Below are 24,559 nucleotides of genomic sequence, written 5' to 3'. Positions count from 1 at the left end.
AGCAAACAAAAAGGAGAGACCGAGATGGAAGATACCCAGAAAATAACCCTGTTTGAACAGACCCCGATCCCGCGGGCGGTGGCCAAGCTGGCCGTGCCCACCATTTTAAGCTCCCTGGTGATGGTGCTCTACAATTTGGCGGACACCTACTTTGTCGGGATGCTGGGCGACCCTGTGCAAAACGCCGCCGTGACCCTGGCCGCGCCGGTGCTGCTGGCCTTTAACGCCGTAAACAACCTCTTTGGCGTGGGCGCCTCCAGCATGATGAGCCGCGCCCTGGGCCGCAAGGATTACGATACCGTTTACCGCAGCTCTGCCTTCGGTTTCTACTGCGCCGTGGTGTGCGGCATCCTCTTTTCGCTGGGCTGCACGCTCTTTCGCCAGCCGCTGCTCGCCCTTTTGGGGGCGGACGCCAACACCGCCGCCGCTACGGACGGCTACCTGCTTTGGACGGTGCTCTTTGGCGCTACCCCCGCTATTCTTAACGTAGTGATGGCCTACCTGGTCCGCTCGGAGGGGGCGGCGCTGCACGCCAGCATCGGCACCATGAGCGGGTGCGCGCTCAACATCGTGCTGGACCCCATCTTCATCCTCCCCTGGGGGCTGAATATGGGCGCGGCGGGCGCGGGGCTGGCCACCTTTCTTTCCAACTGCGTGGCCTGCCTGTACTTTTTCATCCTGCTGCTGGTCAAGCGGGGCCGAACCTATGTATGTATCCGGCCCAGGATGTTTCGCCCGCGTAAAGATATCGTAACCGGCGTGTGCGGCGTGGGCATCCCTGCCGCCATCCAAAATCTGCTGAACGTTACGGGGATGACCATCCTCAACAACTTTACCTCCGCCTTTGGGGCGGACGCAGTGGCGGCCATGGGCATCACCCAAAAGATCAACATGGTGCCCATGTACATCGCCATGGGCATGTCCCAGGGGCTGATGCCGCTGATCAGCTACAACTACGCCAGCGGCAACGTAAAGCGCATGAAGGGGGCGCTGTCCTTTTCGGCCAAGATATCGCTCAGCTTTCTGGTGCTGGTCTCCGCCTGCTACTTTATCGGCGCGGACGGACTGACCCGCATGTTTATGAATAATGAGACCATCGTATCCTACGGCGCCCAGTTCCTGCGCGGGTTCTGCCTGGGGCTGCCCTTCCTGAGCATCGACTTTCTGGCGGTGGGCGTTTTCCAGGCCGCGGGCATGGGGCGGGAGAGCTTTATCTTCGCCATCCTGCGCAAGATCGTGCTGGAGATCCCCGCGCTGTACCTGCTCAACCTGCTCTTCCCGCTGTACGGGCTGGCCTATGCCCAGCTGACGGCAGAGGTCATCCTGGCCGTGGCGGCGGTGTTGGTGCTGCGGCGGCTGTTTAAGCGCCTGGAGGCCCAGCAGGGCGCGCCTAAGGCCGCCTAAGGGGGAAATGCGGCAGTTGGCCCCCGGCAAGGAGTGCCGCCATTTTTAAAAGCTATAAAAGATTCCTGGCCTATGGCTTCCCGGGCAAAGGTGTAAAAGCCTACCTGCCCGGGAGGCCATAGGCTTTTGTTGAGCGGCAGCTCTCCCTCCGGCGTATCCAGAGGGTATGCCGCACCCTTTGCCTTGCGCTTGTTTACTGTGTTGAATAGAAACCTATACTTTAGCACTCGCTCCGTTGTCATTCAGAACGGAGGGGGCTTGGGACAGGAGCAAAGCGCACGGCGGGCGAGCGTGTATGAAAACATAGGAAGCCAAGAGCGGCTAAAAGGGCGATAGCCCTGTCATTCAGAGGGAGACCGTAAGGCCGAACGAAGAATCTCATGCGTTGGCAAAGGAGCGACGCTTGACCTGCGCTGCGCGGTGCAGACGAAGCTAACAGGGCGTAAGGAGATTCCTCGCTGGCGCTCGGAATGACAGAATTGGAAATGATAACCTGCGTGGGAAAGTATGGGTTTTCGTTCAAGGTATTCTCTCCCTCCGGCGCACCCAAAGGTGCGCCACCTCCCTCGTCAGAGGGAGGCGAGTGTGGGTTGATCCGAACGGCAGAGCATAAGCGAAACGAGTGGAAAATATATCTTTTTATCTGCATCGGAGAGTTTGAGAAACCACCGTCCCTACCACTTCAGTGGCCGTTTTAAGGGGTTAAGGGATTGTTTACCGTTTGGAAACAGATAAACCCCCTAGCGGACGCTAGCGCCCCAAGATGTGCGAAGCGGTAAAAAGGCGATAACCTGCAAGCGCCAGCGGGCGCCGAACGCATCTTTGCTTACGGCTCAGAATGCCAAAGATTAAAATCCGATCTTGCCAGAGGATACTGGCCCGAAAATACAGATAACAAAAAAGCCCGGAACTTTCGTTCCGGGCTTTTGCATAGCATAAAATACCGTTTGTGCTCTCCTTAGCGCTTAGAGAACTGAGGCGCACGACGGGCGGCTTTGAGGCCGTACTTCTTACGCTCTTTCATGCGGCTGTCACGGGTCAGGAAGCCCGCCTTTTTCAGCGCCGGGCGCAGATCCGCATCCGCCTTGATCAGGGAGCGGGCGATGCCGTGACGGATCGCGCCGGCCTGGCCGGTCAGCCCGCCGCCGCGCACATTGACCAGCACGTCAAACCGGCCAGCGGTCTGCGTCAGGTTCAGCGGCGCCATCACCGTCATCTTCAGGGTTTCCAAACCAAAATAATCGTTAATATCGCGTTTATTGATCAGCACTTTGCCCTCGCCGGGAACCAGGCGCACGCGCGCGATCGCAGTCTTGCGCCGGCCAGTGCCGATATATTGAACAATCGCCATAGCTTTTCTCCTCTCTGCCCTTTAAATCTCGAGTGCCTCAGGCTTCTGCGCCTGATGGTTATGCTCCGCGCCCTGGTAGATGCGCAGCTTTTTGATCATCGCGCGGCCCAGGCTGTTTTTGGGCAGCATGCCTTTAACGGCCAGCTGCAGCGCCTGCTCGGGCTTATCCGCCATCAAATGACGGTAGGATACCGCTTTGAGCCCGCCGGGGTGCTGGGTGTGGCGGTAATAGAATTTCTGATCCAGCTTATTGCCGGTAAGCACCATCTTGTCCACATTAATGACAATGACGTGATCCCCCGTATCCACATGGGGCGTGAAGGTGGGCTTATTTTTGCCCCGCAGGATGGAGGCAACGCGGGAAGCCACGCGCCCAAGCACCTGACCTTCAGCGTCGATCACATACCATTTGCGTTCGACATTCTGGCTGTTCGCCATAAAAGTTTTCACGATGAAGTTTCCCTCCCAATATTCTTAACAAACACTAAAAATGGAAGCCTGGCTTCCGGATGCTCCGCCGCGCGCTGGACATTCGCTTGGCGGAAAAAAGGTGTTTGCCACAGCCAACGGGGCGTAAGCCATGCCAACACGCATATTATTTTACTGGATTGTGGGCAAAGTGTCAAGGCGTTTTTACGTTTCCCGCGCGGTTTGCCCCTGGGGCGGGTGCCAGCTGGCCTCGTCGCCGGGGTAAAATACCCGCTCTAAGCGCAGGCCCTGCGGCGGCGCGGTGGGGCCGCCCAAGCGGCGGGGCGCGCCGTTTAAAAGCTTCAGCAGCATTTCCGGGGGCATTTTGCCCTGGCCCACGTAATTGAGGTTGCCCGCGATGATGCGCACCATGTTATAAAGAAAGCCGTCCCCTTCCACCGTCAGGGTGACAAAGTCCCCCTCGCGCTGCACGTCCAGATAGGTCAGCGTGCGCCGGGTGTCCTTGACCGGGCTGCCCGCGGCCATAAAGGCCGCAAAATCCCGGTAGCCCAGCAAAAGCTGGCCGGCGGCGCGCATCTTTTCCACATCCAGCGGCCAGAACACGTGCCAGCTGAAGTTGCGCGCCAGGGCGCTTTGGTGCGGCCGGTTGCAGTACAGGTAGCGATAGCGCTTGCCGCAGGCCATAAAGCGGGCGTGGAAATCATCCGCCGCCCGGGCCGAGGCCACCACGCGGATATCTTCGGGCAGGCGGGTGTTGAGCGCAAAACTGAACTTTTCAGCCGGGATGCCGCAGCGCGTATCAAAGTGCACGCACTGACCCAGGGCGTGCACCCCGGCATCCGTGCGGCTGGCCCCGGTGACGGATTGGCGCTCCCCCGTCACGGCCCAGAGTGCCTCTTCCAGGCGCTGCTGCACGGCCACGGCGTTTTTCTGGCGCTGCCAGCCCGCGTAGCGGGTGCCATCGTATTCCACAATCAGTTTGACGCGCATGGTGCCTCCTTTCTCTGGGTGGATGGGCGGATTCGTCATTTTTTGTGCGAGCTCGGGCATTCCACCGTTAGGCCCCGCTCGCCTGTCGCTTCGAAGCTTGTGCGGGAAAGCATGGGTTTGCCCGCATAGCGCGATCCTATATCCCGTCATGCCGAAGCCGTAGGCGAGGAATCTCTTTAGGCCCTTTCGGGCTTGCCTGCACCGCACAGCGCAGGTCAAGCGCCGCTTTTCTGCCAATGTGCGAGATTCTTCGCTCCGGGGGACTTCGTCCCACCTAACCGCTCTTTCCTACATGCGTCCCTTACGTCTTCTCCCGCCATGCGCTTTGCCCCTGTTCCAAGCTGCACTTCGCTCTGAATGACAATGGAGCGAGTAATGAAGTATGGGTTTTTGTTCGGCGGAATCTCTCCCTCCGGCGCACCCAATGGGTGCGCCACCTCCCTCGTCAGAGGGAGGCAAGAGATATGGATATCGAGCAGTGAAACATAAGCGAAGCGACTGAAAAATATATCTGTTTATCTGCATAGGAGAGTTTGAGAAACCACCGTCCCCACCACTTTAGTGGCCGTTTGGGGAAATCTATAGCACCCGCTGCCAGTGGCAGATGAAGGGTGCGATGATTTCTGTGAACGTGAGGTGCGCCCGAGCGGCCAGCGTGCCGCGACGGGCAAACCCACAGTGAACAGAGGACCTTCAGGTTTAGGGATTGTTAAGGGAAATCTATAGCGCCCGCCGCCAGTGGAGTACAGAGTGAGCGCCGGCAGTGCCGGAAGCAGCGAACGCAGTACTCTGTGAGTACGAGGTAAGCCCAAGGGGCGAAAGCCGCGCAGGGCGAACCCGTAACGAACAGAGGCTGACGGGCCTACAGAGCCAAAGGGCGCGTTGATTTCTGTGAACGTGAGGTGCGCCCGAGCGGCCGACGCGCCGCGATGGGCAAATCCACAGTGAACTTCAGGGGCTTTAGCCTTAAGGGGGAAATCGGAATCCCCCTGCTTGCGCCCCCTCTGTTCGCTATGGACGCAGGCTTCGCGGCGCGTTGGCCGCTCGCCTTTGTCTCATGCTCACAGAGCGCTGCACTCACTTACTCCGCCACCGGCGGCGTTCGTTCCGCGCTCCCTTAACATATAAAACTCGTTCCCTAACTTTTCTCCCTGTTTTGCATTAAGCCTTGGTTTTCTACTGAACGAAAACCCATACTATCCCACGCAGGTCACCACTTCTAATTCTGTCATTCCGAAGCCGCAGGCGAGGCATCTCCTTACGCCCTTTCGGGCTCGCCTGCACCGCGCAGCGCAGGTCGAGCGCCGCTTTTCTGCCCATACGCGAGATATCTCGCCAGGGGGCAAGCCACCCTACAAAAACACCCGTTCCAGCACCAGCAGCGCCACCAGCACCGCCACGGCGGTTAGGGCGATATAATCCCGCCGGGCCAGGTGCAGCACCTTCATGCGGGTGCGGCCGGAGCCGCCTTTATAGCAGCGGGCCTCCATGGCCATGGCCAGCTCATCCGCACGGCGGAAGGCGCTGACGAACAGCGGCACCAAAAGCGGCACCATGGCCTTGGCCCTACGCAGGATGTTGCCGGATTCAAAGTCCGCGCCCCGGGCCATCTGCGCCTTCATGATCTTATCGGTCTCCTCCAGCAGCGTGGGGATGAAGCGCAGGGCGATGGTCATCATCATGGCCAGCTCGTGAGCCGGGAAGTGGATCACCTTTAAGGGCGAGAGCAGCCGCTCGATGCCGTCGGTCAGGGCGATGGGCGAGGTGGTCAGCGTCAAAAGCGAGGCCGAAAGCACCAGAAAGATCAGCCGCAGGCTGAGCATGGCGGCCATCTCCAGCCCCCGGTCGGTCACCTTTAAAAAACCCCATTGGAACAGGGCGTTGCCCTCCGGCGACAAAAACAGGTTGAGCACAAACGTCAATATAATGATAAACAGCAGCGGCTTGACGCTTTTGAGCATGAATTTGACCGGCAGGCGGCTGACCAGCAGCCCCAGCAGGAAAAACAGCAGCACCGCCAGGTAGCCCCACCAGGTCTTGACCAGGAAGATGGCCACGATAAACACCATGGCCACCACGATCTTCATGCGCGGGTCCATTTTATGCAGGGGGGAATCCCCGGGATAATACTGTCCGATGGTGATATCCTTAATCATGCCGGCCTCCTTTGGCGCGCGCGGCGATGGCGTCGGCCAGTTCCTCCAGGCGGAAAAGCCCCTGGGGCAGCTCCCAGCCCGCCGCATTCAGCGCGTCGATCAGCTGGGTGGCCTCGGGCACGCCCAAACCCCAGGACGCCAGCTGCGCCCCGTGGGAGAACACCTCCCGCGGCGTGCCGCTGAGCACCACGCTGCCCGCGTTCATCACCACGATGCGGTCCGCCACCCGGGCGATGTCGTCCATATTATGGGTGACCATCAAGATGGTCATTCCCGCCTCCCGGTGCAGGCTCTGGATCAGCCGCAGCAGCTCCTCCCGGGCCGCCGGGTCCAGCCCTGCGGTGGGCTCGTCCAGCACCAACATTTTAGGCCGCATGGCCAGCACGCCTGCGATGGCCACCCGCCGCTTTTGCCCGCCGGAAAGCTCAAAGGGGCTGCGCGGCCCGTATTCCTCCGGGTCGATGCCCACCAGGCGCAGGGAATCCTTCACCCGGCGGTCCACTTCTTCTTCGCCCAGGCCCAGGTTATGGGGGCCAAAGGCCACGTCCTTTGCCACCGTTTCCTCAAAGAGCTGGTGCTCGGGATACTGGAACACCAGCCCCACCAGCTGGCGGACCTTGCGCCGGTCCGCGTCCTTGGCGTTGATATCCATCCCATCCACCAGCACCCGGCCGGCGGTGGGCTTGAGCAGCCCGTTTAAGTGCTGCACCAGGGTGGACTTACCGCAGCCGGTATGGCCGATCAGGCCCACAAATTCGCCGTCGGCAATGCTGAGGGATACATCCTTTAGCGCCTCCGCCCGGAAGGGCCCTCCCCCCATATAGGTATGCGACAGGTTTTGTACTACGATCGGCATAGCGCTTCCACCATCTCCCCTACCGTTACAGTATCGTCCGGCACCTTTACGCCCCGCTGGCGCAGCAGGTAGCTTAATTCCGTCATCTTGGGCACATCCAGGCCCAGTTGCTTGATGCGCGCCACCTGGCGGAAGATCTCCCGGGGCCTGCCCTGCATGATGATGCGGCCGCCCTCCATCACCACCACCCGGTCGGCGTGCACGGCCTCCTCCATAAAGTGGGTGATGTGCACCACGGTGATGCCCTGCTCCCGGTTGAGCTTGACCACCGTATCCATCACCTCGGCGCGTCCCACCGGGTCCAACATGGCGGTGGGCTCGTCTAAAATAATGATCTCCGGCCGCATGGCGATGATGCCCGCGATGGCGATGCGCTGCTTTTGCCCGCCGGATAGCATGTGCGGGGCGGACTGCGCCTTTTCGGCCATGCCCACGGCGCGCAGCGCCTCGTCCACACGCTGACGGATCAGCTGGGGGGCCAGCCCCAGGTTCTCCGGGCCGAAGGCCACGTCCTCCTCCACGATGGTGGCGACCATCTGGTTATCCGGGTTCTGGAACACCATGCCCGCGCTCTGGCGGATGGGCCACAGGTTCTCGTCGTCCGCAGTATCCATGCCCTTGACGGTGACACTGCCTTCTGTGGGCAGGTACAGCCCGTTCATCAACTTGGCCATGGTGGATTTGCCCGAGCCGTTATGGCCGATGACCGCCACGAACTCGCCCGGCGTTACCGCAAGGGACACGCCGCGCAGCGCCGGCAGCGGCGGCTGCTCAGCCCGGGGATATTCATAAAATACGTTTTCCAGGCGAATGATCGGTTCCATATTCTCATCCTTTTTGTCGTTTGCGGGCCGCTGCCCGGCTTGGGCTTTGGTGCAGGGTACGCAGGGCGGGCCGTGCGGCTATGCCGCCTGCTCATGCGGAAGAACACCGGGGGCAATTCTGGCCGTCTGCTAACGCACGAGGTTCTTTGCCATGCAGACTTTGCTCTTTTCATCCAAACCACAAGGGGAAGCAAACGGTAAGGCGTTGCCATTCCGGTACTGCGAGGCCCTAAGACGCGTTTGCTTTTCCCTTGGCCGCGCGAGTGCTTCACCGGCCCGCGCCCTCGCGCAGCATGGCGCCTTTAAAACGGTTGGGCCTACCCGGCTCCCGCTTTGCGAGAATAAAAAAGAGGCTGGCGGTTTAAGCGCATTTAAGACGCCCCCTCCAGTCTCTTTCAAAAAGGTTTCCCTTTTACATCCTGCGCTTAGAGCAGCTCCAGGATCACCATCTCGGCGGCATCGCCGCGGCGGGGACCCTTTTTGAGCATGCGGACATAGCCGCCGCCCTGGCCGGACTCTTCCTTGCGCTTGGCGTACTTGGGCGCCATCTCGCCGAACATCTTCTCCACCAGGGGATGCTTGATGTCCGCGGTGCGCTCCTTGTAATCGCTCTTGCTCTCTTTAGGCTGCTTGGCTTCCTGCACATCGTACACATAAGCCATGATCTGACGGCGGGCATGCAGCTTGCTGGGCGCATCGATCTTGAACTCGGTGGGCACGGTCTGGCCCTTGTCGTTCAAAACGTCCTTGGTCACCGTCAGGGTATTGTCATATTCACGGACCGCCAGGGTGATCAGCTTCTCGGCGATCGCGCGCACCTCTTTGGCGCGGGCCTGCGTGGTCTCGATCTTGCCGTTCCACAGCAGGGCCGTCACCTGGTTGCGCAGCAGCGCCTTGCGCTGGTCCGCCGGACGGTTCAGTTTCCGATATCCAGACATGGTCTACACTCCTTACTTCGTTAAGGCTACTCGTCGTTCAGGCGCAGGCTCAGGCCCAAACCGGCCAGCTTCTGTACGACTTCCTCCAGGGACTTGCGCCCCAGGTTGCGCACTTTCATCATATCGCCCTCGCTGCGCATCACCAATTCCTCAACGGTATTGATGCCCGCGCGCTTGAGGCAGTTATAGGACCGGGCGGAAAGATCCAGCTCCTCGATGGACATCTCCAGGATCTTCTCCTTTTTGTCCTCTTCCTTCTCCACCATGATCTCTACGCTGCCCACGTTCTCCGTGAGGTTGACAAAGAGCATCAGGTGCTCGCACAGGATCTTGGCCGCCAGGCTGGTGGCCTCCTCGGGGGAGATGCTGCCGTTGGTCCACAGCTCTAAGGTGAGCTTGTCATAATCGGTGATCTGCCCCACGCGGGTGTTCTCCACCGCGTAATGCACCTTGCGGATGGGGGTAAAGATGGAATCCACCGGGATGACGCCGATAGGCATGTTGGGCTGCTTATTGCGGTCAGCCGAAACATAGCCGCGGCTGCGCTCTAAGGTGATCTCCATGTGCAGCTTGGCATCCTCGTTCAGCGTTGCGATATGCAAATCGGGATTGAGGATCTCCACCTCGCTGTCGCACACGATGTCCCCCGCCGTCACTTCGCCCGCGCCCTGCGCGTCGATCACCACCGTCTTGACCTCGTCGGAGTGGATCTTGGCGGAGATGCCCTTCAAGTTGAGCAGGATCTCGGCCACATCCTCGGCGACGCCCGGAATGGTGGAGAACTCATGCAGCACGCCGTCGATGCGCACGGTGGTAACCGCCACGCCCGGCAGCGAAGAGAGCAGGATGCGGCGCAGGGTGTTGCCCAGCGTCGTGCCAAAGCCCCGCTCCAACGGTTCGATGACAAACTTGGCGTAGCGATCCCCGTCTCCTCTATCTACACACTCGATTTTGGGCTTTTCTATCTCGATCATTGGATCGCCCTCCTTGTGCTAAAATCGTTTAAGCCGCCCCGGCCAGGCCATGGGACCGGCCGGAAACGCAGCTTTTGCTCCCACATGGATTACTTGGAGTAGAACTCGACGATGAGATGCTCTTCGATGCTCAGGTCGATATCCTCGCGGGTGGGCAGCGCCACGACCTTGCCCTCCAGCGTCTCAAAGTTGACCTCGACCCACTTGGGGCTGGGCTTGGAAGCGCCGTTTTCGCGGATCTTCTTGAACAGCTCCTGTGAGCGGCTCTTCTCGCGCACGGTCACCACGTCACCGGCCTTGACCAGGTAACTGGGGATATCCACCTTGCGGCCATTTACCAGGAAGTGGCCATGGGTGACCAGCTGACGTACCTGCGGGCGGCTCTCGCCAAAGCCCATGCGGTAGGCCACGTTGTCCAGGCGGCGCTCCAACAGCTGGAGCATGTTCTCACCGGTTACGCCCTTCATCTTCTCCGCCATATCAAAGTAACGGCGGAACTGGCCCTCCATCATGCCATAGGCACGGCGGACCTTCTGCTTCTCGCGCAGCTGCATGCCATACTCGGACACCTTGCCGCGGCGGCCCTGGCCATGCTGGCCCGGGGGGGTGGGGCGCTTATTGATCGCACATTTGCCGGAATAGCAGCGGTCGCCCTTCAAAAAGAGCTTGCAGCCCTCGCGGCGGCACAGCCGGCAAACCGATTCAGTATATCTAGCCATTTCTGCTTATTTCCCTCCTTGATTAGCCTCTTCTGCGCTTGGGCGGACGGCAGCCGTTGTGCGGAATGGGGGTCACGTCTTTGATCAGATTGATCTCAAGACCCGCCGCCTGCAGGGAACGGATCGCCGCTTCACGTCCAGAGCCGGGGCCCTTGACGAATACCTCTACCGTGCGCAGGCCGTGCTCCATCGCGGCCTTGGCAGCCGTTTCGGCCGCCATCTGCGCGGCAAAGGGCGTGCTCTTTTTCGAGCCGCGGAAGCCCAAACCGCCGGCGCTGGCCCAGCTCAAGGCGTTACCGGCCGTATCGGTAATGGTAACGATGGTATTGTTGAACGACGAGGCGATATGCGCCGCGCCATGTTCAATATTCTTTTTCTCGCGACGACGACGCGTCGTCTTTTTTACTTTAGGCTTCGCCATGGTAACCCTCCTTACTTCTTCTTACGGCCCGCAACCGTCCGCTTCGGGCCCTTGCGCGTACGCGAGTTATTTTTCGTGTTCTGCCCGCGTACCGGTAAGCCACGGCGATGGCGAACGCCACGATAACATCCAATTTCCACCAGACGCTTGATGTTCAAGGCTACCTCACGACGCAGGTCGCCCTCCACCTTCACGTTCTGATCGATATATTCTCTGAGTTTACCTACCTCCGCCTCGGTCAGATCGCGGACACGGGTGTCCGGATTGATACCGGTAGCGGCCAGAATCGCCTGCGCGGTAGGACGGCCGACGCCAAAAATATAGGTCAGGCCAATTTCGACCCGCTTTTCCCGGGGCAGGTCCACGCCAGAAATTCGCGCCATTGACAGCTACACCTCCTGAATTGATTAAAGGGTGATAAAATTCCTTCTTAAAAACGCACGCCATCATGTTTGCACAGGTCGTCCCTCCGCGGGGCATGCTCCAAAAGAGGGCCGCAGCCGCCCTGTGCAATTGTTTTAACCCTTAGCCCTGTTTCTGTTTGTGTTTGGGATTCTCGCAAATGACCATCACATGGCCCTTGCGTTTGATGATTTTGCACTTTTCGCAAATCGGCTTGACCGACGGACGCACCTTCATCTTCCAGAAACCTCCTTAAACGAACATAAACCTTATGCCTTGCCGCGCCAGGTAATCCTGCCGCGGGTCAGGTCATACGGCGATAGTTCCAAAGTCACTTTGTCGCCAGGCAAAATCCGGATAAAGTTCATCCGCAGCTTGCCCGATATATGGGCGAGGATCTTATGTCCATTGCTGAGTTCCACCTCAAACATCGCGTTAGGATATGCCTCCACAACGGTGCCTTCAACCTCAATGACATCTTGTTTGGACATCGGTTCACTCCTCTCCGCTTACCTTCCGGTTATAGAAACCGGCTGATTCCAAAGCACTGCGCACTTCTGAATCGAATATACGCTTATCATTTAACAATTTTTCCCGCAAACTGTCAATACATTCAGGCTTAATTGCCAAATGTTTCAGTTTCTTTTTCTTGGGATTGGCCAGTTTGCGCATCTGCCCATCACATAATAACACATAATCATCATCCAAAACACTTAAAATGATGAAATATTTGCCCGCGTCCCTTCCGGATTTGGAAAACACGATCCTTCCAGGTTCAGGGGGTATTCTCTCCATGCGCCTATCTCCTTTGCTTAAAGAGCCGTCAAGATCTCGGGCTCGCCATCGGTGATGGCCACGGTGTGTTCGTAATGGGAGGCCAGCGACCCGTCCGCCGTGACGACGGTCCACCCGTCGGGGCGCACCCGCACCCGGTAGGTGCCGGTGGTGATCATAGGTTCGATGGCGATGACCATGCCCGCCTGCAGCCTTGGGCCCTTGCCGGGCCGGCCAAAGTTGGGCACTTCCGGGTCCTCATGCATCTCCCGGCCGATGCCGTGGCCGCACAGATCGCGCACCACGCCATAGCCGCGGGACTCGCAGTACTGCTGCACGGCATAGGAGATATCCCCCAGCCGGTAGCCCACCTTGCAAAACTTGACCGCTTCCCAGAAGCTGGCTTCGGTCACCTCGATCAGCGCCTGGGCCTCTTTGGAGACCTTGCCTACGGGGAAGGTTTCGGCGGTATCGCCCTGCCAGCCCTCGTAGATGGTGCCGATATCGGCGGAAAAGATGTCGCCTTCCTGTAAAACCCGCTGAGAGGGGAACCCGTGCACCACTTCTTCATTGGTGGAAGCGCAGATCGCGTAGGGGAAGCCCTCGTACCCTTTAAAGGAAGGGATCGCCCCGCAGGAACGGATGGTATCCTCAGCGATTTTTTCCAGCTCCGCTGTGGTGATACCGGGCGCCACGGCCTGGCCCACCGCCTGGCGGGCCTTCGCGGCGATCCGGCCTGCGTCACGCATATGCGCGATCTCTTCCCGGGTCTTGATCTCGATCATTTCGCGTCACTTCCCAATGCGGCCAGGATATCCGCGCGAACCTCTTGGACGCTGCGCGCGCCGTCGATATCCACTAAGATGCCCTTGTCCCTGTAAAAGTCGATCAGCGCGCGCGTCTGAGCCTCATAGACCTCCAGGCGCTTGCGGATCGTTTCAGGCTTATCGTCATCCCGCTGGATGAGCAGGTTGCCGCACACGGCGCACTCCTGCGCGCCATCCAGTGTGGTGATGTGATAGCTGGCCCCGCACTCGGGGCAGACGCGGCGACCGCTCAGGCGGTCGATCAGGTGATCGTGCGCCACATCCACGTTGACCGCATAGTCCAGCGCGACCTTCTCATCCAGCGCCTCGGCCTGGGGCAGGGTGCGCGGGAAGCCGTCGAGCAGATAGCCGTTTTTGCAGTCCGCCGCGGCGAGCCGGTCGTTCACCAGATCAAGGGTCAGATCGTCGGGCACCAGGCGGCCTTCGTCGATAAACTTCTTGGCGGCCACGCCCAGGGGCGTCTCATTCTTGATATTCTGGCGAAAGATATCGCCCGTCGAGATATGGGGGATGCCCAACTCCCGGCTGATAACCATGGCCTGGGTGCCTTTACCGGCGCCCGGAGGGCCTAAAAATACGATTTTCATGCCATACTCCTTAGGATAGGAAGCCTTTGTAGTGGCGCATCAGCATCTGAGACTCGATCTGCTTGGAGGTCTCCAGCGCAACGGATACGGTGATCAGCAAGCTGGTGGAACCAAACGCGCGCATCAGGCTGCCCATCATCGAGCCGCCGACGCTGATAAAGATCGAGGGCAGCAGCGCCATGAGCGAGAGAAATACCGCGCCAAAGAAGCACAACCGCACCGAGACCCGGTGCAGGTATTCCATCGTCGGCCGGCCGGGGCGGATGCCCGGGATAAAGCCGCCGTGCTGCTGCAGGTTCTTCGAGATCTCCTCAGGGTTAAAGCTGATCGTATTATAAAAATACGAGAAGAACAGGATCAACAGCGCCTGGATGATCATATACACCCAGCTGCCCACGCCGATATACTGGGTATACCAAACGTAAAACGGGCTGTTGGGCCAGAAGATCTGGCAGAGAATCTCCGGGAAGGTGATGATCGCCGAGGCGAAGATCAACGGCAGCACGCCGCCGGAGTTCACCTTCATGGGGATGTGGGTGTTCTGGCCGCCGTACATCTTGCGGCCCACCACCTTTTTGGCGTACTGCACCGGCACGCGGCGCTGCCCCAAATCGACAAACACCACGGCGGTGATCAGCGCCACGATCACGACCAGCATGATCGGCAGCACCCAGAAGGACATCTCCCCTACGCTGATGGCCTGGAAGGCCTGGTAGAGCATGTTGGGCACGCGGGAGATAATACCCACAAAGATCAACAGCGAAATGCCGTTGCCCACGCCGTTCTCGGTAATGCGCTCGCCGATCCACATGGTCAGCGCGGTACCGGCCGTCAGGCTCACGCCGATGACGAAGTAGTTAAAGAAGCTGGTGGAGGTCACCGCGCTTGAACCCAAGCTCAGGATGATACCCACCGACTGGACCAGGCCCAGCACCACGGTGAAGTAGCGGGTGTAGGTCGCGATCTTCTTGCGGCCCTCCTCGCCCTCTTTGCTCAGCCGTTCCAGCTTCGGAATGGCCACGGTGAGCAGCTGCATGATGATCGAGGCATTGATGTAGGGGCTGATACCCATCGCAAAGATGGTGAAGTTCGCAAGCGAACCGCCCGAAATAATGTCGATCAAGCCCAGCAGGTTATTCTGGCCCACCACACTGGCGATGAATTCCCGGTTGATCCCGGCCACCGGCACGAAGCTACCGATCCGGTAGATCAGCAGCATCAAAAGCGTGTACAGGATCTTCTTGCGCAGGTCCGGGATCTTCCACGCGTTTTTGAAGGTCTCAAACACTTAGATCACCTCGGCTTTACCACCGGCGGCTTCGATCTTCTGCTGCGCCGACTGGGTGAACTTCGCGGCCTGCACCGTGAGTTTCACGGTCAGCTCGCCATTGCCCAAAATCTTAACGCCATCATAGGCCTTTTTGATCAGCCCTTTGTTGATCAGTGCCTGCGCATCGATGGTAGCGCCATCCTCAAACGCATTGAGGTCACAAAGCTTAACTTCGGCATACACCTTGGAGAACGGGTTGTAGAAGCCCCGTTTGGGCAGGCGCCGTGCCAGCGGCATCTGGCCGCCCTCAAAGCCCGGGCGGACGCCGCCGCCAGAGCGGGCCCACTGGCCTTTATGGCCCTTACCGGAAGTTTTACCTAAACCCGACCCGGTGCCGCGGCCCAAACGTTTGGGGCCGCGAGAGGCGCCGAGCGCCGGCTTTAACTCATGGGTTTTCATGGGTCAAACCCTCCTTCTAAAGAAATTAGTCAGCAATCTCTTCGACAGATACCAGATGTTTGACCTTGAAAACCTGACCGCGTACGGCGGGAATGTCTTCGCGGATAACCTGGCTGCGAATCTTTTTCAACCCCAGCGCTTCAACGGTAGCCTTCTGATCTTTCAGGGCGCCGATGGTGGAACGCACAAGGGTAATCTTCAATTTGCTCATGAACTTTTCCTCCTAACCCAGCACTTCCTCGACGGTCTTGCCGCGCAGACGGGCCACATCTTCAACCGTCTTAAGCTCGGCCAGGCCGGCGATGGCAGCCTTGACGCAGTTGGCGGGGTTATTCGAGCCGTAGGATTTGGTCCGGATATCTTTGATACCGGCCATCTCCAATACCGCACGCACGGGGCCGCCGGCGATAACACCGGTACCTTCTTCAGCAGGCAGCAGGAGCACCTGGCCCTTGCTGAACTTGCCCACCACGCGATGGGGGATGCTGGTGCCCACCATCGGGACGGTGATGAGGTGCTTTTTCGCATCCTCGGTGCCCTTGCGGATGGCCTCGGGAATCTCGGTGGCTTTACCCATCCCGACGCCCACGTGGCCGGCGCCGTCGCCCACCACGATCAGGGCGCTGAAGCGGAAGTTACGCCCGCCCTTTACCACCTTGGCGACGCGGTTGACCGCTACCAGCTTTTCCTGTAAATCCAGAGTATTCGGATCAATACGCTGCATGGATGTTCCTCCTTCTAAAATTCCAGGCCGCCTTCGCGGGCCCCGGCGGCAACCTCGGCCACACGGCCGGTGTACAGGTACCCGCCACGGTCGAACACCACGGTCTTGATCCCCTTTTCAAGGGCCTTCTCCGCGGCGATCTTGCCAACCAGATGGGAAGCCTCGCTCTTGGTCATCTCTGCTGCCTGCTCGCGGACGGATTTGTCCAGCGTGGAGGCGGCGACCAGGGTATTGCCGGCAACGTCGTCGATCAGCTGCACATAGATGTTGTTCAGGCTGCGGTAAACGTTCAGACGCGGGCAATCCGCCGTTCCGTTGATCTTTTTGCGCACGCGATAGTGGCGCACCCTGCGGATCGCATTTTTATCGGTTTTCTTAATCATCGGTGCCTCCTCCTTTCTTACTTCTTACCGGTCTTGCCTTCCTTACGGCGCACGACCTCGGTCTCATACTTGATGCCCTTGCCCAGGTAAGGCTCCGGCTTGCGAATCTCGCGGATGTTGTGGGCGATGGAGCCGACCAGCTGCTTGTCGATGCCCTTGACCACGATCTTGTTCGGGGTCGGCACCTCCAGCTCGATACCGGGGATCTCCTCCACCTCGACGGGGTGGGAATAGCCCACGGTCAGCACCACTTTTTTGCCCTGCTTCTGAGCGCGGTAGCCAACGCCTACGATATCCAGGCCCTTGGCATACCCTTGGGTCACGCCCACGACCATGTTATTGATCAGCGAGCGGCTAAGGCCGTGCAGCGCACGGTGGTTCTTATCGTCGCTGGGGCGGCGCACGTTAATCACGCCATCCTCTAAAGCGACGGTGATATCATGATGAATTTTCTGCTTAAGCTCCCCTTTGGGGCCCTTGACGGTGACCACGTTTTCCGCATCAACAGAAACGTTTACGCCGCCGGGAACCGCGATAGGGAGACGCCCAATCCTCGACATACCTACACCTCCAAAATATCGCGCTTACCAGACATAGGCCAGCACTTCGCCGCCTACGCCCATCTTACGCGCCTGCTTGTCGGTCATCACGCCCTGGGACGTGGAGATGATCGCGATACCCAGGCCGCCGAGGACCTTGGGAAGCTCGTCTTTACCGGCATACACACGCAGGCCAGGACGGCTGATGCGCTTTAAACCGGCGACGACTTTTTCCTTGTTGGGACCGTATTTGAGTACGATCTTCAGCGTGGATTTGGGGCCTTCCGTAACCACATTGAAGCTGCGGATGAAACCTTCGTCCAACAAAATCTGCGCGATTGCCACCTTCATCTTGGAAGAGGGCATTTCGACAGCATCATGTTTAGCGATCTGTGCGTTGCGGATACGGGTCAACAGATCCGCAATAGGATCGGTTACTACCATGAGACGACCTCCTTTCTTTTACCCGGGATTACCAGCTGGCTTTGCGCACGCCCGGAATCTGACCCTTGTAGGCCAGATTGCGGAAGCAAATGCGGCAGATGCCATACTTGCGAAGAACAGAGTGCGGCCGGCCGCAAATGCGGCAGCGGGTGTACGCCCGGGTAGAGAACTTAGCGGGCCGCTGCTGTTTATTGATCATGCTTTTCTTTGCCATTGAAAGCTTCCTCCTTACTTACTGCGCAAAGGGCATGCCCATGAGCTTCAGCAGCTCCAGCGCCTCTTCGTCAGTTTTGGCCGTGGTGACAAAGATGATATCCATACCGCGGACGGATTCGACCTTGTCGTACTCGATCTCCGGGAAGATCAGCTGCTCGCGGATGCCCATGGCGTAGTTGCCGCGCCCATCGAAGGACTTGGCAGAGATGCCGCGGAAGTCGCGCACGCGGGGCAGCGCGATGCTGATCAGCTTATCGGCAAAGTAGAACATCTTATCGGCACGCAGGGTGACCTTGGCGCCCACGTTCATGCCGGCGCGCAGCTTAAAGTTTGCCACCGACTTTTTCGCCTGGGTGATCACGGGCTTCTGGCCGGCGATGATGCCTAAGTCGCGCACCGCGGCCTCCAGGGCCTTGGAGTTATCCTTGGTATCGCCCAGACCCATGTTAATGACGATCTTCTCCAGTTTGGGAATCTCGTTCACGTTTTTGTATCCAAATTTCTGCTGCAATGCCGGAGCGACCTCTTTGAGGTATTTCTCCCTCAGCCGGGGCATTGCCATTTCGGTATTTGCCACGTATTTTCCCTCCCTTTATGCGCTATTTCGCGAACGTTTCGCCGCACTTCTTGCAAACGCGGACCTTCGTGCCGTCGGCCAAGGTCTGTTTGGAAATACGGGTGGGCTTTTTGCACTTGTCGCAGTAGAGCATCACTTTGGACGCGTAGATCGCGCCCTCACGCTCGATGCGGCCGCCCTGCTCGCTGGCGTTACGGGGACGCACATGGCGGGTGACCATGTTCACGCCTTCGACGACGATCTTGCCCTCGCGGGGCAGCGCCGACTGGACTTTGCCGACCTTGCCGGCGTCCTTGCCGGAGATGACCATGACCGTATCACCCTGTTTGACATGCAATTTCTTAGGCAGAGACACTTTCACGCCACCTCCTTACAGTACTTCAGGCGCTAAAGACACGATCTTCATATAATCGCGCTCGCGCAGTTCACGCGCCACAGGCCCGAAGATACGGGTCCCGCGGGGCTGTTTCTGGTCGTTGATGATGACGGCGGCATTATCGTCAAAGCGGATATAGGTGCCGTCGTTCCGGTGCGAGCCGGATTTGCTGCGGACGATAACGGCCTTAACGACGTCGCCCTTTTTCACAACGCCGCCGGGCGTTGCGGTCTTAACAGAAGCCACAATGGTATCACCGATGTTGCCCGTACGGCGGAAGGAGCCACCCAGCACGCGAATGCACATGATCTCCTTAGCACCGGTGTTATCGGCTACTTTCAGCCGGGTTTGAGGCTGAATCATAACGCTTAACCTCCTCTAAATTACGCACGCTAAGCCGCGTTATTTCGCTTTCTCGATGATCTCAACCAGGCGCCAGTGCTTTTCACGGGAAAGCGGGCGGGTCTCCATCACGCGGACGCGATCGCCGACGTTGCATTCGTTATTCTCATCGTGTGCCTTAAGCTTGGTGGTCTTATTCACGGTCTTGCCGTAAAGGGGATGCTTCACCTTGGTCTTCATGGCGACAACGATCGTCTTATCCATCTTATTGCTAACCACCTGGCCCACGCGGGTCTTGCGGTTGCCTCGAATTTCGCTCATCTAGCTACTCCTCCTTTCAAGCTTACGCTTTGGCCTTGAGCTCACGCTCGCGCAGGATCGTCTTGGCGCGGGCGATATTGCGGCGGCACTCGCGGATCGACTTGGGATTTTGCAGCTGACCGGTGGCCGCCTGGAAGCGAAGATTGAACAGCTCGTTCTTGAGTTCGTCTACCTGCGTGCTCAGCTCCCCAGTCGTCATATCGTGGAACTTATTCGCTTTCATTGACTTCACCACCCTGAACGTTTTCGCGTTTGATAAACTTGGTCTTAAGCGGCAGTTTGTGCGCGGCAAGGCGCAGGGCCTCGCGGGCTACTTCCTCGGAAACGCCCTTCATCTCAAACAGGACGCGGCCGGGTTTGACAACCGCTACCCAATACTCCGGAGAACCTTTACCAGAACCCATTCGGGTCTCGGCGGGCTTGGCCGTTACCGGCTTATCCGGGAAGATCTTGATCCAGATCTGTCCGCCACGACGGATGTAACGGGTCATGGCGATACGGGCGGCCTCGATCTGGTTGCTGGTCACCCAGCTGGGCTCAACAGCCTGAATACCGAAATCGCCGTAAGCCAGGAAATTACCGCGGCTGGCCTGGCCCTTCATGCGGCCACGAAATACGCGGCGATGTTTAACTCTTTTGGGCATCAACATTTTAAGCTTTACCCCCTTGCGCATTGGGTTTTACGGCCTTTTTGGCGGGCAGGACCTCGCCTTTGTAGATCCAGACCTTGACGCCGATGCGGCCGTAGGTGGTCTTCGCCTCGGCGAACCCATAGTCGATATCCGCACGCAGGGTCTGCAGCGGCACGGAGCCGTCATGATACCCCTCGGAGCGGGCGATATCCGCGCCGCCCAGGCGGCCGGAAACCTTGGTCTTGATACCCTTCGCGCCGGCTTTCATGGCGCGGCCCAGAGTGGACTTCATCGCCCGGCGGAAGGAGATGCGGCGCTCGAGCTGGGCGGCGATATTCTCAGCCACCAGCTGGGCATCCGTATCCGGATTTTTAACTTCTACAATATTCAGGTGCACGGGCTTGCCGATGTACTTCTCAACAGCCTTGCGGGTGGCGTCCACGCCGGAGCCGCCGCGGCCGATGATGATACCGGGCTTTGCCGTATAGATGTTGGCGCTGATCTTGGTGGCAGCGCGCTCGATCTCGATCTTGGAGATACCGGCTGCAAACAGGCGCTCTTTCAAGAACTCGCGCAGCTTGTAATCTTCAATCAGGTTATCGGCAAACTTCTTGCTGTCGGCGAACCACCGGGTATCCCAGTTTTTGATGACGCCGACGCGCAAGCCGTGCGGATGAACTTTCTGACCCATCGTTTTGCCTCCTTACTGCTTCTGATCCAGGATGATGGTGACGTGGCTGGTGCGCTTGCGGATGCGGTACGCACGACCCTGCGCGCGCGGGCGATAACGCTTGAGCGTCGGGCCCTGATCGGCAAACACCTCGGCGACGTACAACCCTTCGGCATCCATGTTCAGGTTGTTCTCCGCGTTTGCGATGGCGCTTTTGAGCAGCTTCTCCACCACCGGGGACGCAGCCTTGGGCGTAAAGGCCAGGATGGCCAGGGCGTCCGAGACCGATTTTCCACGGATCAAATCGATAACAGCCTTAACCTTGCGGGCGGAGATGCGCACGTAACGTGCCTTAGCGTGAGGACGCTGGTCTTTATTCTCGCGACGCTTGGCGGCTTTTTCCCTCTGTCTGGTAGCCATTTATACTCTCCCTCCCCGCTTATCTCGAACCCGAGGACTTTTCACCGGCATGGCCGCGGTAGGTCCTGGTGGGTGCGAACTCACCAAATTTGTGACCGACCATCTCTTCGGTAACGTATACCGGCACATGCTTGCGTCCATCGTGAACGGCGACCGTGTGCCCGACGAAGTCCGGGAAGATTGTAGAAGCCCGGGACCAGGTCTTGAGCACTTTTTTCTCATTATTGGCGTTCATTTCCTGAACGCGCTTGAGCAGCTTAACGCTAATATAAGGTCCTTTTTTAACCGACCTAGACATGCTGCTTTGCCTCCTTTCGACTATTCAAAAGCCTTAGCCGCGACGCTTGACGATATACTTATCGCTGGCCTTGTTCTTCTTGCGGGTCTTGTAACCCAGCGCAGGCTTACCCCAGGGCGTTACAGGGCTGGGCATACCCACGGGGGACTTGCCCTCGCCACCGCCGTGCGGGTGGTCTACCGGGTTCATGACGACACCGCGAACAGTCGGGCGCCAACCCATGTGGCGCTTGCGGCCGGCCTTACCCAGATTGACGTTCTCATAGTCAATGTTGGAGACCTGGCCGATGGTCGCGCGGCAGTTGATGGACACGCGCCGCATTTCCCCGGAGGGGAGACGGACCGTGGCATAGGCGCCTTCCTTAGCCATCAGCTGGGCGGAAACGCCAGCCGAGCGCACCATCTGGCCGCCCTTGCCGGGGACCAGCTCGATGTTGTGGATCATGGTGCCCAGCGGCATATCCTTCATTTCCATGGCGTTGCCGGGCTTGATGTCCACATTCGCGCCGGAAGCGATGGTGTCGCCCACCTTGACGCCCACAGGGGCCAGGATGTAGCGCTTCTCGCCATCGGCATAGTTGAGCAGGGCGATGAACGCCGAGCGGTTGGGATCGTACTCGATGGTGGCAACCTTGGCGGGAATCCCGTCCTTGTTGCGCTTAAAATCGATGATACGGTATTTGCGCTTGTTGCCGCCGCCACGATGACGAACGGTGATGCGACCGAAATTGTTGCGGCCGCCCGTCGACTTCAGGCTGGTCAGCAGCGACTTCTCCGGCGTATTGGTCGTGATCTCCTCGTAGGTGGAGACCGTCATCCCGCGCCGGGCAGGCGAAGTCGGCTTATACTTTTTAATCGCCATAATTCTTGCCTCCTAAATGCGGATTACTGGGCCATACCCTCAAAGAACTCGATGGGCTTGGAGTCCTCTTTCAAAGTGACGTAAGCCTTTTTGGTGGCAGGCTTGCGGCCCACGATGTTGCCACGGCGGGTGAGCTTGCCTTCGTTGTTCATGGTATTGACCTTGGCGACCTTGACGCCGAAGATGGCTTCAATGGCCAGTTTGATCTCAGTCTTATTGGAATCCGGAGCGACGATGAAGGTATAGCGCTTGTCAGCGAACCCGTCGTAGCTCTTCTCGGTCAAAACCGGGCGGATGACCACATCATAAGGGCTTCTCATTAAGCGTACACCTCCTCGATCTTGGTCAGCGTGGCTTTATCGGCCACCAGCTGGTCCGCATTCATCAGGTCCAAAACGTTCAAGGTGTTGACGAACAACAGCTTGACACCCGGGATGTTGCGGGCCGCGCGCTCGATGGTCTCGTTCTTGTCGCTGAGCACCAGCACCACCTTTTTGGCGGCTTTGATGTTCTCCAAAACCTTGGCCATCTCACGGGTCTTGGCCTGAGGCAGCTCCAGCGCGTCCAGCGCCAAAAGCGAACCCTCAGACACTTTATTGGAAAGCGCGCACTTCATTGCCAGGCGGCGCACCTTCTTATTGACACTCAAGGTATAATCCCGGGGCTTCGGGGCGAAAACCACGCCGCCATGCCGCCACTGGGGCGAGCGGGTGGAACCCTGACGGGCACGGCCCGTTCCCTTCTGACGCCACGGCTTGATGCCGCCGCCCGCCACTTCGCTGCGGGTGAGCGTGCTCTGCGTGCCCTGGCGCTTGTTGGCCAGCTGCGCCACGATGACCTGGTGAACCACAGGCTCGTTCATGGCTTGGCCAAAGACCGCTTCGGACAGCTCCATCTCGCCGGCCGAGGCGCCCTGCATATTCAATAACGCAATTTTAGGCATATGGGTGAATCCTCCTTTCCGAAACGGTCCTACGCTTTAATGGACTCGCGGATCTCGAGCAGCGTGCCTTTGGGGCCGGGCAGCGCGCCCTTGACCAGCAGTAGGTTGCGCTCGCCATCCACGCGGGCGATGGCCAGGTTCTGGATGGTCACGCGCTCGTGGCCGTACTGGCCGCCCATGTGCTTGCCCTTAAAGGTCTTGGACGGGCTAGAAGTCGCGCCCAAGGAACCGGGGCCGCGGTGATACTTGGAACCGTGGGCCATGGGGCCGCGGGACTGGTTCCAACGCTGGATGGGGCCGGTAAAGCCGCGTCCACGGGTCAGACCGGAAACATCCACGCTGTCGCCCTGCTCAAAGATGCTCACGTCGATGGTAGCGCCCACCTCGTAATCATCGCAGTTTTCCAGGCGGAACTCGCGAAGGTAACGCTTGACCTGCGCGCCGCTCTTGGCATAATGCCCTTTGACGGGCTTATTGACCAGCTTTTCACGGATATCGCCAAAGCTCAGCTGCAGGGCAGCGTAGCCATCGGTCTCTTCCGTTTTTTTCTGCACGACGGTGCAGGGGCCGGCCAGGACCACGGTCACAGGGACCACGGTGCCGTTTTCTTCAAAAATCTGGGTCATACCCAGCTTTTTGCCGAGAATTGCCTTTTTCATCTCTTCTCCACCTCCTGATACGCCGTTACAGTTTGATCTCAATATCCACCCCGGCGGGCAGGTCCAGCCGCATCAGCGAATCGACCGTACGCGAAGAGGTGTTAAAGATGTCAATCAACCGCTTGTAGGTACGCATTTCGAACTGCTCGCGCGAGTCCTTATACTTATGCGTGGCCCGCAGTACGGTGATGATCTCTTTTTCAGTAGGCAGCGGAATCGGGCCGGAAACGACGGCGCCCGTGCGCTGGGCCGTATCCACAATGCGCCCCGCTGAACTGTCGACCAGGTTATGGTCGTAGGATTTTAACTTAATCCGGATTTTTTGGCTCGCCATGGAACTTCCTCCTTAACAATACGTTCTCAAATACACTGGGCCGTGTGTGCCCTTCTTAACAGGCGCAAAACGCCCGCACTGCATTTAAGCCCGCCGTCCGATTAGCGGACATGGTCCATGGAAATTACCCGGGTCGGTGCCCGGCAACCTCCCACTTCATCCCATTAATAACAGCAACTTACACAGTATACAATGAAAACCTTGAAAAATCAACTGCTTTCTTGATATACCCAAAGAAATATAGACAAGGCTTTGGGGGCCTTGCGGCCCCCTGCCCTATCCCGGCCCCACCCTTTAGAGGGCGGGAAACCGTTTTTAATTATTCAATAATGGAAGCCACGACGCCGGAAGCAACCGTGCGGCCACCCTCGCGGATAGCAAAACGCAGCCCCTCTTCGATGGCGATCGGCGTGATCAGCTTCACTTCCATCTGTACGTT

At 58.7% G+C, this 24,559-nt stretch carries 40 protein-coding genes; 1 reads left to right on the top strand and 39 read right to left on the bottom strand.

Features of this window, described 5'->3' with window-relative positions; all coding sequences use genetic code 11:
• Positions 1 to 24 precede the first annotated feature (24 nt).
• Complete coding sequence (locus H8699_RS10625; RefSeq protein WP_249285667.1) at positions 25 to 1,404, top strand: MATE family efflux transporter; 1,380 nt, start codon at positions 25 to 27, stop codon at positions 1,402 to 1,404.
• Positions 1,405 to 2,362: 958 nt separating this feature from the next.
• On the opposite strand, the gene rpsI is transcribed toward H8699_RS10625, so the two are convergent.
• The 39 genes from rpsI to H8699_RS10430 form a co-directional block, all read right to left on the bottom strand.
• Positions 2,363 to 2,755, bottom strand: coding sequence for a 30S ribosomal protein S9 (gene rpsI / locus H8699_RS10620; RefSeq protein WP_147518609.1), 393 nt, complete (start codon positions 2,753 to 2,755; stop codon positions 2,363 to 2,365).
• A 21-nt stretch (positions 2,756 to 2,776) separates the two neighbouring features.
• A complete protein-coding gene (gene rplM / locus H8699_RS10615; RefSeq protein WP_171026105.1) occupies positions 2,777 to 3,208 on the bottom strand; it encodes a 50S ribosomal protein L13 in 432 nt (143 codons plus the stop codon).
• 180 nt (positions 3,209 to 3,388) lie between these two features.
• On the bottom strand, positions 3,389 to 4,174 hold the full coding sequence (gene truA / locus H8699_RS10610; protein WP_249285666.1) for a tRNA pseudouridine(38-40) synthase TruA: 786 nt from the start codon (positions 4,172 to 4,174) through the stop codon (positions 3,389 to 3,391).
• Positions 4,175 to 5,526: 1,352 nt separating this feature from the next.
• Positions 5,527 to 6,330 carry an energy-coupling factor transporter transmembrane component T family protein gene (locus H8699_RS10605; RefSeq protein ID WP_249285665.1) on the bottom strand — a complete coding sequence of 268 codons (804 nt, stop codon included), beginning with the start codon at positions 6,328 to 6,330 and terminating at the stop codon, positions 5,527 to 5,529.
• Entirely contained in the window at positions 6,323 to 7,186 is an 864-nt protein-coding gene (locus tag H8699_RS10600; RefSeq protein WP_249285664.1) for an energy-coupling factor transporter ATPase, read from the bottom strand. Before H8699_RS10600 ends, H8699_RS10605 begins: the two co-directional genes overlap by 8 nt.
• A complete protein-coding gene (locus H8699_RS10595) occupies positions 7,174 to 8,010 on the bottom strand; it encodes an energy-coupling factor transporter ATPase (protein WP_249285663.1) in 837 nt (278 codons plus the stop codon). Before H8699_RS10595 ends, H8699_RS10600 begins: the two co-directional genes overlap by 13 nt.
• Before the next feature lie 425 nt (positions 8,011 to 8,435).
• Positions 8,436 to 8,948 carry a bL17 family ribosomal protein gene (locus H8699_RS10590; RefSeq protein WP_138296482.1) on the bottom strand — a complete coding sequence of 171 codons (513 nt, stop codon included), beginning with the start codon at positions 8,946 to 8,948 and terminating at the stop codon, positions 8,436 to 8,438.
• Between the two features lie 26 nt (positions 8,949 to 8,974).
• Positions 8,975 to 9,922, bottom strand: a complete 948-nt coding sequence (locus tag H8699_RS10585) for a DNA-directed RNA polymerase subunit alpha (RefSeq protein WP_249285662.1) — start codon at positions 9,920 to 9,922, stop codon at positions 8,975 to 8,977.
• An 89-nt stretch (positions 9,923 to 10,011) separates the two neighbouring features.
• Complete coding sequence (rpsD, locus tag H8699_RS10580; RefSeq protein ID WP_138296484.1) at positions 10,012 to 10,641, bottom strand: 30S ribosomal protein S4; 630 nt, start codon at positions 10,639 to 10,641, stop codon at positions 10,012 to 10,014.
• Between the two features lie 22 nt (positions 10,642 to 10,663).
• Positions 10,664 to 11,062: a 30S ribosomal protein S11 gene (gene rpsK, locus H8699_RS10575; protein ID WP_138296485.1), complete on the bottom strand. Its 399-nt coding sequence runs from the start codon at positions 11,060 to 11,062 to the stop codon at positions 10,664 to 10,666.
• An 11-nt stretch (positions 11,063 to 11,073) separates the two neighbouring features.
• Positions 11,074 to 11,445 carry a 30S ribosomal protein S13 gene (rpsM, locus tag H8699_RS10570; protein WP_138296486.1) on the bottom strand — a complete coding sequence of 124 codons (372 nt, stop codon included), beginning with the start codon at positions 11,443 to 11,445 and terminating at the stop codon, positions 11,074 to 11,076.
• Positions 11,446 to 11,587: 142 nt separating this feature from the next.
• Complete coding sequence (gene rpmJ / locus H8699_RS10565; protein WP_138296487.1) at positions 11,588 to 11,701, bottom strand: 50S ribosomal protein L36; 114 nt, start codon at positions 11,699 to 11,701, stop codon at positions 11,588 to 11,590.
• Between the two features lie 32 nt (positions 11,702 to 11,733).
• Positions 11,734 to 11,955 carry a translation initiation factor IF-1 gene (gene infA, locus H8699_RS10560; RefSeq protein ID WP_138296488.1) on the bottom strand — a complete coding sequence of 74 codons (222 nt, stop codon included), beginning with the start codon at positions 11,953 to 11,955 and terminating at the stop codon, positions 11,734 to 11,736.
• 4 nt (positions 11,956 to 11,959) lie between these two features.
• The gene (locus H8699_RS10555; protein WP_249285661.1) at positions 11,960 to 12,259 is read right to left on the bottom strand and encodes a KOW domain-containing RNA-binding protein; all 300 of its coding nucleotides are present in this window, start codon (positions 12,257 to 12,259) and stop codon (positions 11,960 to 11,962) included.
• Positions 12,260 to 12,276: 17 nt separating this feature from the next.
• The gene (map, locus tag H8699_RS10550) at positions 12,277 to 13,023 is read right to left on the bottom strand and encodes a type I methionyl aminopeptidase (RefSeq protein ID WP_249285660.1); all 747 of its coding nucleotides are present in this window, start codon (positions 13,021 to 13,023) and stop codon (positions 12,277 to 12,279) included.
• Positions 13,020 to 13,652 carry an adenylate kinase gene (locus tag H8699_RS10545; RefSeq protein WP_249285659.1) on the bottom strand — a complete coding sequence of 211 codons (633 nt, stop codon included), beginning with the start codon at positions 13,650 to 13,652 and terminating at the stop codon, positions 13,020 to 13,022. The genes map and H8699_RS10545 overlap by 4 nt, the downstream gene beginning before the upstream one ends.
• A gap of 10 nt (positions 13,653 to 13,662) precedes the next feature.
• Positions 13,663 to 14,940 (bottom strand): preprotein translocase subunit SecY, encoded by a 1,278-nt coding sequence (secY, locus tag H8699_RS10540; RefSeq protein WP_249285658.1) that lies wholly within the window; start codon positions 14,938 to 14,940, stop codon positions 13,663 to 13,665.
• Positions 14,941 to 15,381 carry a 50S ribosomal protein L15 gene (gene rplO, locus H8699_RS10535; protein WP_249285657.1) on the bottom strand — a complete coding sequence of 147 codons (441 nt, stop codon included), beginning with the start codon at positions 15,379 to 15,381 and terminating at the stop codon, positions 14,941 to 14,943.
• 25 nt (positions 15,382 to 15,406) lie between these two features.
• Positions 15,407 to 15,592 (bottom strand): 50S ribosomal protein L30, encoded by a 186-nt coding sequence (gene rpmD / locus H8699_RS10530; protein WP_138296494.1) that lies wholly within the window; start codon positions 15,590 to 15,592, stop codon positions 15,407 to 15,409.
• Positions 15,593 to 15,604: 12 nt separating this feature from the next.
• On the bottom strand, positions 15,605 to 16,105 hold the full coding sequence (rpsE, locus tag H8699_RS10525; RefSeq protein WP_138296495.1) for a 30S ribosomal protein S5: 501 nt from the start codon (positions 16,103 to 16,105) through the stop codon (positions 15,605 to 15,607).
• A 14-nt stretch (positions 16,106 to 16,119) separates the two neighbouring features.
• Positions 16,120 to 16,488: a 50S ribosomal protein L18 gene (gene rplR, locus H8699_RS10520; RefSeq protein WP_138296496.1), complete on the bottom strand. Its 369-nt coding sequence runs from the start codon at positions 16,486 to 16,488 to the stop codon at positions 16,120 to 16,122.
• Between the two features lie 17 nt (positions 16,489 to 16,505).
• Positions 16,506 to 17,048 carry a 50S ribosomal protein L6 gene (gene rplF, locus H8699_RS10515; protein ID WP_249285656.1) on the bottom strand — a complete coding sequence of 181 codons (543 nt, stop codon included), beginning with the start codon at positions 17,046 to 17,048 and terminating at the stop codon, positions 16,506 to 16,508.
• Between the two features lie 24 nt (positions 17,049 to 17,072).
• A complete protein-coding gene (gene rpsH / locus H8699_RS10510) occupies positions 17,073 to 17,471 on the bottom strand; it encodes a 30S ribosomal protein S8 (RefSeq protein WP_147518602.1) in 399 nt (132 codons plus the stop codon).
• Between the two features lie 28 nt (positions 17,472 to 17,499).
• A complete protein-coding gene (locus H8699_RS10505) occupies positions 17,500 to 17,685 on the bottom strand; it encodes a type Z 30S ribosomal protein S14 (protein WP_138296499.1) in 186 nt (61 codons plus the stop codon).
• Positions 17,686 to 17,703: 18 nt separating this feature from the next.
• Positions 17,704 to 18,243 (bottom strand): 50S ribosomal protein L5, encoded by a 540-nt coding sequence (rplE, locus tag H8699_RS10500; protein ID WP_138296519.1) that lies wholly within the window; start codon positions 18,241 to 18,243, stop codon positions 17,704 to 17,706.
• Positions 18,244 to 18,286: 43 nt separating this feature from the next.
• Positions 18,287 to 18,613 carry a 50S ribosomal protein L24 gene (gene rplX, locus H8699_RS10495; RefSeq protein ID WP_147518739.1) on the bottom strand — a complete coding sequence of 109 codons (327 nt, stop codon included), beginning with the start codon at positions 18,611 to 18,613 and terminating at the stop codon, positions 18,287 to 18,289.
• Positions 18,614 to 18,634: 21 nt separating this feature from the next.
• Positions 18,635 to 19,003, bottom strand: coding sequence for a 50S ribosomal protein L14 (gene rplN / locus H8699_RS10490; RefSeq protein ID WP_138296501.1), 369 nt, complete (start codon positions 19,001 to 19,003; stop codon positions 18,635 to 18,637).
• 39 nt (positions 19,004 to 19,042) lie between these two features.
• Entirely contained in the window at positions 19,043 to 19,303 is a 261-nt protein-coding gene (gene rpsQ / locus H8699_RS10485) for a 30S ribosomal protein S17 (protein WP_138296502.1), read from the bottom strand.
• Between the two features lie 22 nt (positions 19,304 to 19,325).
• Positions 19,326 to 19,526, bottom strand: coding sequence for a 50S ribosomal protein L29 (gene rpmC, locus H8699_RS10480; protein ID WP_138296503.1), 201 nt, complete (start codon positions 19,524 to 19,526; stop codon positions 19,326 to 19,328).
• Positions 19,513 to 19,953 (bottom strand): 50S ribosomal protein L16, encoded by a 441-nt coding sequence (gene rplP / locus H8699_RS10475; protein ID WP_249285655.1) that lies wholly within the window; start codon positions 19,951 to 19,953, stop codon positions 19,513 to 19,515. Before rplP ends, rpmC begins: the two co-directional genes overlap by 14 nt.
• Position 19,954: 1 nt before the next feature.
• Positions 19,955 to 20,626, bottom strand: a complete 672-nt coding sequence (rpsC, locus tag H8699_RS10470; protein ID WP_138296505.1) for a 30S ribosomal protein S3 — start codon at positions 20,624 to 20,626, stop codon at positions 19,955 to 19,957.
• A gap of 12 nt (positions 20,627 to 20,638) precedes the next feature.
• Positions 20,639 to 21,025: a 50S ribosomal protein L22 gene (gene rplV, locus H8699_RS10465; protein WP_249285654.1), complete on the bottom strand. Its 387-nt coding sequence runs from the start codon at positions 21,023 to 21,025 to the stop codon at positions 20,639 to 20,641.
• Between the two features lie 19 nt (positions 21,026 to 21,044).
• The gene (rpsS, locus tag H8699_RS10460; RefSeq protein ID WP_138296507.1) at positions 21,045 to 21,323 is read right to left on the bottom strand and encodes a 30S ribosomal protein S19; all 279 of its coding nucleotides are present in this window, start codon (positions 21,321 to 21,323) and stop codon (positions 21,045 to 21,047) included.
• A gap of 33 nt (positions 21,324 to 21,356) precedes the next feature.
• The gene (gene rplB / locus H8699_RS10455) at positions 21,357 to 22,184 is read right to left on the bottom strand and encodes a 50S ribosomal protein L2 (RefSeq protein ID WP_147518600.1); all 828 of its coding nucleotides are present in this window, start codon (positions 22,182 to 22,184) and stop codon (positions 21,357 to 21,359) included.
• Positions 22,185 to 22,207: 23 nt separating this feature from the next.
• On the bottom strand, positions 22,208 to 22,504 hold the full coding sequence (gene rplW / locus H8699_RS10450) for a 50S ribosomal protein L23 (RefSeq protein ID WP_147518599.1): 297 nt from the start codon (positions 22,502 to 22,504) through the stop codon (positions 22,208 to 22,210).
• Entirely contained in the window at positions 22,504 to 23,127 is a 624-nt protein-coding gene (rplD, locus tag H8699_RS10445) for a 50S ribosomal protein L4 (protein ID WP_138296510.1), read from the bottom strand. The genes rplW and rplD overlap by 1 nt, the downstream gene beginning before the upstream one ends.
• Before the next feature lie 29 nt (positions 23,128 to 23,156).
• Entirely contained in the window at positions 23,157 to 23,786 is a 630-nt protein-coding gene (gene rplC, locus H8699_RS10440; RefSeq protein WP_138296511.1) for a 50S ribosomal protein L3, read from the bottom strand.
• Positions 23,787 to 23,811: 25 nt separating this feature from the next.
• Positions 23,812 to 24,120 (bottom strand): 30S ribosomal protein S10, encoded by a 309-nt coding sequence (rpsJ, locus tag H8699_RS10435; protein ID WP_138296512.1) that lies wholly within the window; start codon positions 24,118 to 24,120, stop codon positions 23,812 to 23,814.
• Between the two features lie 319 nt (positions 24,121 to 24,439).
• Positions 24,440 to 24,559: EF-Tu C-terminal domain-related protein (locus H8699_RS10430; RefSeq protein ID WP_330605238.1), on the bottom strand; the 120-nt coding region annotated here is incomplete at its 5' end.

It is taken from the genome of Luoshenia tenuis, assembly GCF_014384745.1.
In the GTDB taxonomy this organism is placed as follows: Bacteria; Bacillota; Clostridia; order Christensenellales.
This window is presented reverse-complemented; position numbering and strand designations above follow the sequence as displayed.